This is a genomic window from Photorhabdus kayaii, assembly GCF_025384895.1.
GTDB classification, from domain to species: domain Bacteria; phylum Pseudomonadota; class Gammaproteobacteria; order Enterobacterales; family Enterobacteriaceae; genus Photorhabdus; species Photorhabdus kayaii.
In genome coordinates this window covers 1-13,663 of sequence record NZ_JAJAFZ010000090.1, presented here as the reverse complement: position 1 = coordinate 13,663, position 13,663 = coordinate 1, and the positions used below count along the sequence as shown (strand labels likewise).

The window sequence follows — 13,663 nt, the reverse complement described above, 5'->3', positions numbered from 1 at the left end:
TTACACTTCAAAGGCGTCATTCAATGATAACCGATGCAATGACCCTGTAAATAAATTTATACTCATTTAAATAATTCATTGGTATATTTGCCATTCCGAATCTTTCAGTAGGAAATTATTCCATCGGTTTACGACAAATTTATCTCTCAGTTAGAGACTTTATTGAAGTCTGCTCCTTTTGGAAATTATTGTCTGATTAGTCCATTATATCCTTATTTTCCCATCTTTCCCTGAGAGCATAAAGATCCACAAAGCGGATATTTATTTCTAATTTTTTACGATAATTCAATGAATCGCAAATTCTAAATCATTATCAAACGTTATTGTTTTACCCCTTGATTTTAATGGGTATAACGCCTTGACTGTGACTTCCGCTACCTATTTTTCGCTCAATTTAATGATTATTGTATATAGCGTTTTGCGTCCAACCCATGTCAATATTACGTTCTTTTGACGTTACTCAAGCCTAATTGTTACATAATAGGTTAAAAAACAGATAATAAGAGCCATAACTTCTGATAAATCCAACGAAAAAACATGCTCAGATGAGCAAAGTAAATTTTCCTCTTCAAAGCAGTTTACACATAACAGATAAAAGAGATTGAAAAACCCACATGATAGATGTAGTTCTCAGTGATACGGAATATCTACAAATGTAGCAAAACCAAAGTCATGATATAATAAAATTAAAATCAGTTATTTAAATTTTTCAGCTTTATTTTCATTTATCTAAGGGGAGCTTGGTAAATTCTTCACTATCAAACCCTCAAATAAAATTAAATTTTCATAGGAAAAATAAGATGACTAAAAAATTTAAGAAATTAATTATGTTTCTTGTAACATTATTAACACTAGGAACATGTTTACCTACATTGGCCATCAATAGTAAAGAACAACCCCCGTCTGAATATCGTATATCAAAAGGTGACATAACAAAATTTGGTGGAGCACGCAGAGTTACACAAGAACAAACCGCAGCGCTTAGAGATTCATTAGATAATAAGAAAGTCAAGAACGTTATCTTGTTTATTGGTGATGGTATGGGAGATTCTGAAATTACATTAGCTCGTAACTACGCAGAAGGGGCAGGAGGATTTTTCAAGGGAATTGATGCAATGCCATTAGTTGGACAATATACACATTACTCATTAAATAAAGATACCAAGAAACCCAATTATGTTTCGGATTCAGCATCTTCAGCCACTGCTTGGGCTACTGGAGTAAAAACTTACAACGGGGCATTATCCATTGATGTTTTTAACAAACCCCATCAGACCTTATTGGAGCTAGCAAAAAAGAACAAAAAAGCAACCGGTAATGTCACTACGGCTGAAGTTCAGGATGCAACATCCGCAGCACTGTATGCGCATGTCACGCAGCGTGAATGCTATGGCCCAACAGAAACGTCGGAAATGTGCCCCACTGATGCCCTCGAAAAAAGGGGGAAAGGTTCTATCACGGAACAACTTCTGACGGCACGTGCAGATGTCACGTTAGGGGGAGGAATCGATATCTTTTCCCAGCAATCAGTGGCCGGTGTCAATACAGGAAAAACGCTAAAACAGCAGGCGCTGGAGCAAGGGTATCAATGGGTAACAGATATAACATCATTGAACGCAGTGAAAGAAGCGAATCAAAGAAAACCGCTATTGGGATTATTTAATGAAGAAGTTTTACACGGAATGTGGGAGGGGCCGAAAGCGATTTATCATGGAAATCTTAACGAAGCCCCGGTGAAATGCAAACTGAACACCAAACGGAGTTCGCAGCAGCCGACATTAGTACAGATGACCGAAAAAGCTATTGATCTACTGAAAGTCAATAAAAATGGCTTCTTCCTGCAAGTGGAAAGTGCGTTGACTGATGATTATGAGCACTCCGCCAATCCTTGCGCACAAATCGGTGAAGTCGTTGCTTTAGATGAAGCAGTACAAGCCGGTTTGAGATTCGCTAAACAACATGGGGATACACTAGTAATTGTTACTGCGGATCATGGACATTCCAGTCAGATTATTGAACCTGATGTTAAAGCCCCCGGTTTGACCCGCTCACTGATTACCAAAGACAGGGCCGTTATCACGGTCAGTTATGGTAATTCAGAAACAACTTCTCAGAAACATACTGGTACACAATTACGTGTAGCAGCTTATGGTCCACACGCTGCAAATATTGCTGGATTAACCGACCAGACGGATCTATTTTTTACCATACGGGATGCGATGGGGTTGAAATAATATAGATAAAACAGCCTGTTACATGATCAAACTCGCACAGCATAACGTTGCGCGAGTGATCTTATTTATTCAGCTAGAAGCCGAACGATATCCACGCAATGCACGCTTCCAAACTAATCGTGCCACAATAAAGAAAAAGATGGCTATTCCCAGCGATCCCATTGCCAAAGGCAAGTTCAACATCCCTAACAATGCCATAACTGGGGAACTGGTCATGACACCAATGGGGATCAGAAAACTAAAGATTAACCGCCAGGGCATACCAAATAGATGAATAGGCCAACGAGCAAAACCCAATAACGAAGAAAGAACATTGGTCAAATTTTGCACTCTAACTAATGCAAAAGAGGCCGCAATAGCAAGAACAAACAACGCGTAAGCCGTGGCAAGCCCACCAAGCGATAAGATGACTGTCATCATGATATCCATGAACGAAGGTTGAGTATCAAGCTGTATAAAAGCGTAAATAGCCAAGCCAAGTCCGAAGAAAAAATCAATACTTTTCCATAACCTAATATCGACAAGTGAACAGAGAAAAAGTGAATCGACGGGCCGCATTAAAATATAATCAAATAAACCCGTTCGAATACCTGAAACAGCAGCAGCAAGGCTGGGAGCAATCAAGCCTTCAACAACAGCATATAACATCATATACCAGCCCATTAATACCAGCATTTGCTCGAATGACCAGCCTGCAACGGTACCACGTTCATTAAACAAAATGAAAAGCGGTAACAGTTGTAGTATCGCCATGATGAGTGAAAGCAAACCATCTATCATGAAGTCCCAACGGTATTGTATCGAGCGTTTTATACTCAAGATAAACGCCATACGAATGACTACAAGAGAATGCATCATTATCCAAACGCCAAGTAACGGCGGACACCTCGCCGCCAGACAAAAAATGCGGCAGCAAACAGCAAAGCCACCAGTGCGAACTGACAGGCTACCCATTGAGCAGCGACAAACAGGGAATGTTTTCCAATTAATATTTCTACTGGCAGTGAAATCACAAACCGGAATGGCAGCCAATTTGCTATCTGACCTGCCCACTCTGGTAATAAGGCCAACGGAAACATATATCCTGATAGTACACTACTGGCCGCAACATATATTTTATGTACAACTAATGAACGCTCGATCCAGAAGGTCAAACTCCCGATCAGCAAGTGGATACTTTGATTAATAAGGAAGGCACCTGATAACGCCAGTGCCAGCAAACCTAATTGCGGTAAATTTAGCGGTTGGCTCTGTAAGCTCATTATCAGTGCCAATATAAAAATAGGTAAAGCAACAATTAGGCTTAATCCCAGTTCGGCAATAGTAATTGCCAAGTAGTTGATAAAAGGATGAATGGGGCGCATCAACCAAACAGAAAGTTCACCAAGGCGGATATTTTCGTTAATGTCCCAGACGTTGTTACAGCTGGTTAATATAGTGGTCACGAGAACGGCAACATAGTAAAGATTAAAATCCTCTGCGGTATAACCTTGAAAAGAGCCATCTTGAGTTACCGAACGCCAAAAAACCAGCATGATTAATGGCATACTGAGTGTGACGAGCCAGAGCAGAAATTCGGCTCGAAATGAGAATGTTTCAAATAATCGGACTTTTATAAGAGCGAAAAGCATGTCGGTTCGCCTCTATTCAGGAATTTGTTTTTGTTCGGTTTTATTCTGGTTGGGATGACCAAAAATCTGGCGCAGTATTTCTTCCAATGGGAGATCTTCTATGGTGAGGTCAACTGCCAATTGTTGTTCAACCAGAAAATGTACGAGTCTAGGGACATGATCGCGGTGAACTCGAATTTGAGAACGTTCTTCAGTTTGTGAAATGAGCGAGCCAAAGCGTGAAAAATCGGGAATATTGATCTGGCGATTCATTGAGAACGAGACGATTTTTTCAGGATTTTGTTTCGCCGTGAAGGTTCGCAGATCGCCGTCATAGAAAATCGTGCCACGATCAACAATGATAATGCGTTGACACAATACCCGCACATCTTCCATATAGTGTGACGTCAACAGAATAGTAGCATTGTGGCGGCGATTATATTCAGCAACAAAATCACGCAGAGCAGCTTGCATGGCGACATCAAGACCAATCGTCGGCTCATCAAGAAAGAGAACCTTGGGTTGATGGATCAACGAGGCAACCACTTCACACCGCATACGTTCCCCTAATGAGAGCTGGCGAGTGGGTTTGGTCATGATGGTGTTCAGTTGCAGTAAGTCGCCCAACTCTTTCAGAGTCTGTTTATGTACGGCCACGGGAATCTCGAACAGGACCCGTATCATTTCAAATGTATCAATAGGAGGCAAATCCCAGATCAATTGCCCCTTATTACCCATTACAAGACCAACACTGTGTAAAAAAGTTTTTTCGCGCAAATAGGGAGTATGTCCTTCGACGGTGATTCGGCCACTGCTGGGATGTAATAACCCACTGAGTAACTTGACCAATGTGGTTTTGCCGGCACCATTGGGGCCGAGTATCCCTACCCTTTCACCATTTTCTATCTGGAAGCTGACATTTTTTAGTGCGACGACGGTTTCATATTTCCTTTTCCAGAGTGAATTGAGCGCGGAACGGAAACTTTCGTTACGTTGATGCACCTGATAAATTCTGGAAACTTCTTCTGCTCGGATCATGCTCAGTCAACTCCAACAACATGTTGTGCTACACGTAATGCATTTGCCTGAATGGTGAGTGTGGGATTGAGCCCACCGGGGAAAGGCATAAAGCTGCCATCTACAATATAAAGGTTTTCGAGTTCGTGAACCCGGCAGTTAGGATCTAAAACAGAACGTGCCGGATCTGTACCGCTGCGGCATGTGCCATGCAGGTGAGTACTCCCTTCTTCAGAACGTGTACGCTTAGAATGAATTTGTGTGGCACCTGCGGCGTGAAGAATATCGACAGCGCGTTCAGCCATATAGGACAGACGAGCCAAATCATGAGAGGCTGTTTGATAGTCGATCATGATTTTAGGTATCCCCCAAACATCACAACGGGAAGAGAGTTTCACCCGGTTTTCATAGGCAGGGGTATCTGCAATGATGGTTTCTAATTCTAAGGGTAGTAGTTCGGGGAACTCGTCGGGGACAGGGATGGTACGAGCTTCGTAAATTAATCCTCCCATTCCACCAGGGCAACGAGCATCAAGATAGTGGTCCAAAATCGCCAACGTAGAGAAAGGGCCACGAAGCCCAACAGCATGATTACGCATGGCATCAGTTACTGGCACTACACCACGTATACGCTGGCTGAGTTTCATACATAGCCCACGACCAACGAGATCATGCCGATTACCAATACCATTGGGCGCAAAAGGGGTGACTGATCGCAATAAAAGTGCCGCACTCTGTATTGCGTTACAGGCAACGAAGAAATACCGTGCTTTCACATGACGAATACTGCCATCTTCCAGATCCAGACAACGCAGCGTACTGATTTGCCCTGAGCGTTCTTGTTCCAGCGCCACGCCCCGGATACCTGAAAGGAGGGTAAAATTGCAGTGGTTGACCAAACGCTTAATATAGATATTCAGGACATCACTTTTAGCACCGCTGGGGCATTGGAAATCAATACAGTGTTTTTCCTGTGTGCAGAGTTTAGGATCAATCGCCATCGGCGTTGTGAACGGATGATAACCGAGCTGTTTTGCCGCCGCTGCCATGATATCCGCAGGCAGTGACCTTGGGAGGGCATTGCCTCCCTCTTTTGCGGATGCTGTGTGTGGCCCACCACTGACACGCAACTGTTCTTCAACAATGGCATAGTATTTTTCTAAATCAGTCAGATGAATTGGCCAAGCAATATCAAGCCCAATACCTGATAACCAGGAGCGAGCATCAAAATCGCAATCCTGATAACGGAAAGATGCACCTCCATAAAAGAGCGTCCCCCCACCTACATTTCTCGTACTCCAGGACCATCCTCGCTCTTCCCAGCCATTTTCCCCTTTAATCTCTGCCATGGGAGAAGAACTATCTACCTCTTCTTGTGTTACTTTAGGCGTAAGTAGGTTTCCTTCTTCAACCATAATGACCGACCAACCACATGCTTGCAGTGCATTCGCAACTACCGCACCACTAGCACCACTACCTATCACACAAGCGTCGGCAACTAACTCTGCAGGTGCCTGTTTTAATCCATGAAAATGGCGTGCACCTAGCTGTAATTTTTCTTGAATTGACATCTTATGATTTTCTCCAGGGTCCATTATCACCACTTCTTTTCATCACTAAAAAGGTCTAAGGAGGTTGTTTTCATCGGTGGCGCACTGCCATGTGGTGTAACAATTGGCTATAAACGGCTCCCACGTCATTCCATGACCAATGAGATCGGGGAACTGGAGTCAGCCCCGCAATACCCTCTTCTTTCAACCAATCAAGTAAAGCCTTGTTATCTTCCACAAGATGAGCGGCAAAACGGCGTGTAGCACCCGAATGGGCATAAGCCACAACCGGTATACCCAGTTGTACGGCTTCGGCGGACAGAAAGTTAAATGTCTCGTGATAATCACTTAATACTAGTGCAGCACTGGCTCCGCCAAAAATCATCTCGTGATCGTGTTCCAGATCGTAATAATCGAAAACCTTATGTCGTTCACCCAAATTTAAGCCATTAAAATAGTGCCTGGCTTCTTTGCCCCGTTTCGACCAGTTATTAAAGAGGATATGCAGATGCAATCCCTTCTCCAGACAAACCTCGACAACCGGAGAGAGCTTCTCAAGCGCCACCTTACCCGCTAATAAGACCACCGGACCGTTGGGGGAATGGTAATCACGGGCGGGGATATGATCCGCCGCCCAAGGAATGTAATGTCGTTTGGGAAAACAATATGTCCATGGTGCCTCATAAAAAAAGATATCGGCGGCATAGGCGTCTGGCGCAGCGGCAATGGCGACGCAATCAGCGGCATTTGCTCCGGGCTGATGGGCATGGCAGGCAGATAAATTGGCATGGGAGTCGGTGAGCAACGAGACATCATGCCAGACCCGGATAGTACGCTGTCTCAGCGATTCTGGCGCTTGTTGGCCGACGCGAAATAACTCACTTTCCATTAAAGGAATGATAGCCGTGATATTTTGGGACGAGACTTGCTCTGCTAAGTTATCAAAGGTTGGGTATTCTTGAGCAGAATACCAAATGACCTCAACGTCACAGCAGGGCAGGATATGCGCAAGATTCCAATAGGCCGTTTCTATTCCCCCCCATCCCCGCCGATCAAAATTGTCTGGATACCGCTCTATCAATACCACATATTGTGACGTTTTTTTAAAGGACATAATCGAACGCCTCACTTTTTTGATGTGAACGATTATTGCAACGACGGCAAATGTCCGTTGCATTTCGATTTCCACATGAGAGTGCTTTACGAGCCCGACGAAACTGAGGTGAATTCCAGATTCCCATGATAGGGGTGTCAAAGACGTTACCGAGAACCACTTCTTCTTTGTTATCCTCATAGCAAAGTACTACATTCCCTGTGATCGTGATAATCAACATGTCTGATGGCGCAAAACAGGGAAGATTCGAGACGATTTCTGGCCCAGCGATCACATTGCCCGCGCGATTGGTTAACTGTAACTGATCAGGAATAAGCCAGATAAGATCAGGTTTGGGCGCTCCAGGTTTGCTATCGTGCTGAGTGATAATAAACTGTTTAATGCCATTTTTATGTAACAGCTGATATTTCTCATCCGTCAGATAATCGCCATTGCTATACAATATTTGTCTGACTTCCGGCAGCCGTTCAGTGACCCAGGCAACAAATTGCGGTAATTTAGGATGCAGCAGCGGTTCATTATAAAAATGATAAGAAAGTCTCCCGGTAAAATTTGCCTCTTCCAATCTGTCGATAATACGCTCAAATTGCTCAGATTTCATTCTGTTAGGTGCATCGCGTGGCGCTATTACATTAGGGCAATACACACAACGTCGATTGCATCGTGAATTGATTTCAATCTCTACCATAGAAAACATATACGCTATCCTTATATGTTATTTGGTTGGATACTGTTATTTGATAACAGATTGCTCGACTAGCTCGTGATAGATACTCTTTAATCGAGGCAATACAGCGTCTGGTGCAAAGATTTCTATCGGATTTTTGTTGTTATCACTCTCTTCTACAATGGGAGCCTGTTGAGGCTGGGCTAGAGCACGATTAATGCAGTTAACCAATTGGTTCATGTCTCCAGCAGGAGCGAGCAGTTCAGGAGAAATTTTTCCCAGTATTTCGTTAATACCGCCAACGGCATAGGCAGCCACCGGCACCCCTACCGCAGTAGCTTCAATGGAAACACCACCAAACTCTTCGTGTTCTGACGGCATGACAATGACATGACAAGCCGCAATCGCGGTTGCCACCTGATCATTAGGGATAAATCCCGTGATAGTAAATTGGGACTCTAGCTGATGTTGAGCAATAGTCTCTTCAAGTCTATGCCGCTGCGGACCATCTCCCACGACTAAAAAATGCAGGTCAAGATGACGCAGACGATCAGCCACAGCAACAAAATGTGTCCAGCCTTTTTCTTTTGCTATACGCCCAATAAAGCCAATGTTTTTTGTTTTTAATCCATATTTCTGTCGAAAAGCCTGAATTGCTGATTCACCGGGATGCCGGAATTGTTTAGGATCGACAACATCAGGAATAATTTCCACACGACGAGCATATGGACGAATAACAGAGGCTGTACGTTCAGTCAGTGCGATGGTTGTTGCGGCAATGTTTACCGCCTTACGCTCCAGATAGCGAGCCAATTTATGTGTCATACGATCCCAAATTGACATCGGCTGATAAACTGACAGTCGTGAACAGTGGATAGTGAGTATCAATGGACAAGATAGCAACTTAGGAACCAGATAAGCGACTAACAGCGCAGGGATTTGCCCATCAAGATGGAGATGAATAAGATCAAAAGGTTCCTGTCGCATTTTTGGGCGAATAGCTAACAACGTTGCCAGTGCCCAGGATTGAGTTAATCCTTTTAATCCAGTCAACTCCGAACGTAATTCAGGTAACCGGAGATAAGTTCTTTCTACACAGAGATTGGTGTGTAAAGTACGTTGGTGTGGCAGACCAGGAAAACCGATAGTCATCACATGCTGTTGTACTCCTCGCTCTGCCAGCCACATAGCCTGCCGCCAGATCTGAATCTGCATTCCACCGACAGAGTCATATTCAGCAGGCCAACTCTTTACATCAGGGTGATGAAAAAAAGGCGTTAATCGCAATACACGCATATCTTGTCCTCTTTTCCTATTTATTAAGTGTCATACGATCACGCTGGTTGTTGAACTCCTGGTTAGAAAGACAAGTACCACAAGGAAAGTGGTCGTATTCCTGCTCTTCTTGCAATCCTTCAATTTCCAGATACTTGGGAACAGGAGAGTAAGAATCACACTTCACCATTGAGATATTTTCGCCATCAATGTAATAGTTGAAACCATTCTTAATCTGGTCACAGACGAAATCACCACGTCTCCCATGTTGGTAGATGTAATCCCAACGGTCGAAGAAAGCCTTACATTCCAAAAAAGAGGCTTTATGAAGCTGTTCATAATTCAAATGCACTGTCAGTGGCCGCCCTTTAGTTGCTAGCAGGGGTAAAAAATGCAGGCGACCAGTGAAACCACGAGCCTGCAAGGTATCGATAAAATCATTGATTTCTTCGACGGATTGGCCGTGGTAGACACATTGTAGTTCGGCAGAAAGGCTCACGGCATGGTCTAAAATGATATCTATCTGTTTTTGTCTTAAACCCCGTGCCTTATTCATTTGCTCAGTATGTCCATCAATAGAAATGACCCAGAGCAAACCAGGACGAAGACAGGCGGGAAGGCGTGTGCCATTGGTGAGTACTTCGATGGAATAATCTTTTTTCTGAACACATTCGGCCAAAAAATCGAGTATTTTTGGGTAAAGTGTAATTTCCCCATCGGCTTCAACCCGAAGGAAAACATCATGCGGATTAAAGCGCTCCAAAATGCGAGTTAATGAATTAATAATAGCTTCTGTGTTCACTCTAGCCCGCTTTATCTCACAATAACTGCAACGTAGATTACAGGATGTTTTTATCCCGATATTACGATAACGACGCACCCGGCGAGTCACGGGGGGCCAAGATGAAGGTGGTTGAATAGTATGAATGATATTGATTAAGTCTGACATAATACCCCCTAAGAACCTGATTACTGCGTATAGTTCGACATTTATAAGCACCTCTAGAAACTGAGAACCCTGATATTAGTACCAGTAGGTTTTAATTTCTTTGCTGCGCTACGTTGAACAATTGTCATGACAGGCTGTAATCAGATTCTGATTAAATTTTAGGTTGTTTGAAAAATATGCTGGCGCAACATTGATTCGACTAAATCAACAGGCACAAGCGTTAAGGGATACCCTTCACCACTCCAAAGGGGGGTTCCCAATTCATTTAACAGAATCATCGGAATTTCATTGGGCTTCGCGCGCAGATAACCACGTTTATTATCAGATTGCAGTATCTGCATAATGGCTTCCAGGGTTGTTCCTACAGGTGCCTTAATATCGACGCCGTTAAGGTGAATCAGGCGGTAGTGCATATCACGTGCTTGTGATGTCAATAAACCAAGGGTGTGAGAAACTTCAGCTGCGACTATCATGCCAAGCGCCACAGATTCACCATGAGTCAGTCTTCCATTACAGCTTAATTCGATAGCGTGCCCTACAGTGTGACCATATTCGAATACAAGGGCATGATGTCTCTCCCGCTTATCGTTAACCATGACTTTTTGTTTGGTGAGAGCCCCCGCCTGAACGATGCATGCAAGTGTTTGTTCGTCGTAATGCGCTTCTGCATTCAGTGTCCTAGTTAAAAATGGGATATTCTCAGTTTCCAATATCAGCACATTTTTAATGATTTCGCATAATCCAGATCGCAAGTGTTGGGACGGCAACGTCAGCAAGAAAGCAGTATCAGCAAAAACCGCTTCTGGCGTATGAAAACAACCCATCAGATTTTTGCCTTGTGGCATGTTCACCGCTTGTTTTAGAGAAATAACAGAATCGCTCATTGCAATCAGGCTAGTGGGGATATGCACGAAACGAATACCACGAAATAGTAGCGCGGCCAGCAGCCCTGCTATATTGCCGATAACCCCCCCTCCCATCGCGACAATAACACTTTTGCGATCAACATCCGTATTAAGCAATTGATTTGCCAGATAATCCAATGTATTGAGTGACTTATTTGCTTCTCCTTCTGGAATTGACCAGACCCAAACCGGCACCTTTGTTTTTAGAGTTAGCCGTTGTACGAAAGGAGCAGCATGAAGCTGGTTTACGGTATCGTCAGTAATGATATGCAGAGAAGACGCCGACATCTCAGCTAAATGCACCGAAATTTCCTCTGTGCAGTGGCTCCCTACCCAGAAAGGATAAGCAACATCTTCAAAATGCAACTCAATTTTATGCATAGAATACGCATTATCTTGAAGTAAACAGGATGACACATTGCTTTTTTCATGTAATTTATTGTTATTAAAAGGTATATCAATACCATTTTTTTCAGTATTTATCATTTTTTTACCTATGATTAAGGTGATAATGGCATTGGTTCATCAGATGATTGTGTATTAAGCTTCTTGTTTATTATTTCTGCGAGGTTATTAATTTCCATTGACAAATGTTCGTATTTCGACCAACCCAGAGTGCAATCAAGGAGTGCTTCCAGACGTACCATAAATTCAATGGCATCCCGTGCAGGGATCTCTAACCGTCCTCGCTTGATTAGTTCTTCTGCGTCATCTCCCGTTGTCTCACAGGCGATTTTGATAATTAATTGACGAATATAACCTACTGATATTGACATGATTTCTCCCAAAATCTTTCTGCATGGTAAACTGCTTGCCCGGTATGGAAACATGTTTGTGCCAGACGTTGTGCATGGACAATAATTGCATCAATCGTTTCCTGATCGGTTTGGCTGGCATAATTAGATAGTGCTGAGAATTTATCTGCTAATGTTTGATCAATACTGATGGCTTCTAGTATGCTGAATTTTCGCTCTGTCAACTGTTTTTCCAAAATATCCAGTGTAAATTCAGCTGCATAGGGCAGGTCTTCGTAAAAAGCAAGTTGCCATTGATGATTATGTAGTGAACAAATGGCATGATGGACAATCTGATGGTCGATATGATGACCAATGGCGGCTGGCGCAATCACAACATCAGGGTTGGACTCTCCCAAGACCTGCTGTAGCATCTCCAATACGATTGAAGTTCGTATGTCATTAGTAAGTTGTCCCTGAGTAAACTGCAATTGGCGCTCACTCCCATCGTCATAGCCGGACAGGCTGGAATCTGAGAGCCCAAGAGGGTATAACTTCATCTTAAAATTTTGACAAAAAGTCTGCTCTTCTTTTATGCGTATTTTACTGATAACGTCGGAACCCGCATCACGCAGGGATTTAGGGAGCGCCCATCGACTTTGGGTAAATACGGTCACAACCTCTAATGTGGATACAGCCGCCAGTTGTGAGACAAAACCACCTATCGAATAAGCAATATCATCGGGATGTGGAGCAATTAAGGTCAGACGTTTACCATACCAGTCTTTTATTCTGCTCATAAGGCATACCTTTGTAACCAATGGATAGCATCGGCAGCAGGCATAATATCACTGGCACCGTCGATCATATTGAATGCAGCTTCCATTTGTCGCTCGATAGAGACATGGATTTGGTGCTGCGTAGAGAAGTGTAGAGCAAGTTCTGAAAATACCTGTTTGAAGTGGATCTCCAATTTCGTTAAAACAGCTTCAGTTGCCAGCGAAACAGCTTGATTATCAAACTTATACAGTAACAGGCCGTGTTTACCGCAAGCAGTATAGAAAGCCTCATCCAATTCTGGCGTTGCACAGATAAATTGCAGTAATGGTCCATCCCCCATGACTTTTATTGGCAACTCTGCCTGCGCAATTAGTGTGCGTAATGTGTTTGCCAGCATTGACCCACACGAGACCAGACGTTTGTAGCCTTGTTCGTCATGCATATATTTCAATGTGGCTAAAGCAGCGACAATAGGCACTGTGTCAAAGTAAGCGGTATAGGTCATATGTTTAGTTTTTTGCATCATTTCAGTTGGCCCGACGAGGCAGGATAAGCGTTGCCCATTGCATAGTCCTTTGGCAAAGGTATAAAAATCAGCCTGTTCGCCAATAACCTGTTGTAACGCAGAACCAGTCACTGAACGATAGCCATTTTTGACTTCATCACTGCAAAATAGAACGCCATATTCACGGGCAAGATGGGCTATTTTTTTTAATGTTTCTGGTTTGAGATGTACATAGTCGGGAGAAATCATCACCATTGCGACTTCGCCATGATAGTTTTCTAACACATCAGCCAGTAACTCAGGGATGAAATAGAAATCGATAA

Annotated in this window: 13 protein-coding genes; 1 reads left to right on the top strand and 12 read right to left on the bottom strand. The window is 43.4% G+C overall.

Annotated features, from left to right (window positions below):
* The first annotated feature begins 800 nt into the window (after positions 1–800).
* Complete coding sequence (phoA, locus tag LGZ98_RS21480; protein ID WP_113042097.1) at positions 801–2,234, top strand: alkaline phosphatase; 1,434 nt, start codon at positions 801–803, stop codon at positions 2,232–2,234.
* Positions 2,235–2,303: 69 nt separating this feature from the next.
* On the opposite strand, the gene LGZ98_RS21475 is transcribed toward phoA, so the two are convergent.
* The 12 genes from LGZ98_RS21475 to LGZ98_RS21420 form a co-directional block, all read right to left on the bottom strand.
* A complete protein-coding gene (locus LGZ98_RS21475) occupies positions 2,304–3,092 on the bottom strand; it encodes an ABC transporter permease (RefSeq protein WP_158536542.1) in 789 nt (262 codons plus the stop codon).
* Entirely contained in the window at positions 3,092–3,865 is a 774-nt protein-coding gene (locus LGZ98_RS21470; RefSeq protein ID WP_113027098.1) for an ABC transporter permease, read from the bottom strand. The genes LGZ98_RS21475 and LGZ98_RS21470 overlap by 1 nt, the downstream gene beginning before the upstream one ends.
* 12 nt (positions 3,866–3,877) lie before the next feature.
* Positions 3,878–4,882 (bottom strand): ABC transporter ATP-binding protein, encoded by a 1,005-nt coding sequence (locus tag LGZ98_RS21465; RefSeq protein ID WP_113042095.1) that lies wholly within the window; start codon positions 4,880–4,882, stop codon positions 3,878–3,880.
* A gap of 2 nt (positions 4,883–4,884) precedes the next feature.
* Positions 4,885–6,432 (bottom strand): GMC oxidoreductase, encoded by a 1,548-nt coding sequence (locus tag LGZ98_RS21460; protein ID WP_158536541.1) that lies wholly within the window; start codon positions 6,430–6,432, stop codon positions 4,885–4,887.
* A gap of 70 nt (positions 6,433–6,502) precedes the next feature.
* Positions 6,503–7,525 carry a glycosyltransferase family protein gene (locus LGZ98_RS21455; RefSeq protein WP_113042093.1) on the bottom strand — a complete coding sequence of 341 codons (1,023 nt, stop codon included), beginning with the start codon at positions 7,523–7,525 and terminating at the stop codon, positions 6,503–6,505.
* Positions 7,515–8,222, bottom strand: coding sequence for a radical SAM/SPASM domain-containing protein (locus tag LGZ98_RS21450; RefSeq protein WP_113042092.1), 708 nt, complete (start codon positions 8,220–8,222; stop codon positions 7,515–7,517). Before LGZ98_RS21450 ends, LGZ98_RS21455 begins: the two co-directional genes overlap by 11 nt.
* Positions 8,223–8,258: 36 nt before the next feature.
* Positions 8,259–9,488 carry a glycosyltransferase gene (locus LGZ98_RS21445; RefSeq protein ID WP_113042091.1) on the bottom strand — a complete coding sequence of 410 codons (1,230 nt, stop codon included), beginning with the start codon at positions 9,486–9,488 and terminating at the stop codon, positions 8,259–8,261.
* Positions 9,489–9,504: 16 nt separating this feature from the next.
* A complete protein-coding gene (locus LGZ98_RS21440) occupies positions 9,505–10,416 on the bottom strand; it encodes a radical SAM protein (protein WP_113042090.1) in 912 nt (303 codons plus the stop codon).
* Positions 10,417–10,574: 158 nt separating this feature from the next.
* Positions 10,575–11,807, bottom strand: a complete 1,233-nt coding sequence (locus LGZ98_RS21435) for a 2-deoxy-scyllo-inosose synthase (RefSeq protein ID WP_113042089.1) — start codon at positions 11,805–11,807, stop codon at positions 10,575–10,577.
* A gap of 14 nt (positions 11,808–11,821) precedes the next feature.
* Positions 11,822–12,097 (bottom strand): DUF6137 domain-containing protein, encoded by a 276-nt coding sequence (locus LGZ98_RS21430; RefSeq protein ID WP_113042088.1) that lies wholly within the window; start codon positions 12,095–12,097, stop codon positions 11,822–11,824.
* Complete coding sequence (locus tag LGZ98_RS21425) at positions 12,082–12,855, bottom strand: PIG-L deacetylase family protein (RefSeq protein WP_113042087.1); 774 nt, start codon at positions 12,853–12,855, stop codon at positions 12,082–12,084. Before LGZ98_RS21425 ends, LGZ98_RS21430 begins: the two co-directional genes overlap by 16 nt.
* Positions 12,852–13,663, bottom strand: an 812-nt coding sequence (locus LGZ98_RS21420; RefSeq protein ID WP_262978558.1) for an aminotransferase class III-fold pyridoxal phosphate-dependent enzyme, incomplete at its 5' end; no start/stop codon positions are given. The genes LGZ98_RS21420 and LGZ98_RS21425, both read right to left, overlap by 4 nt.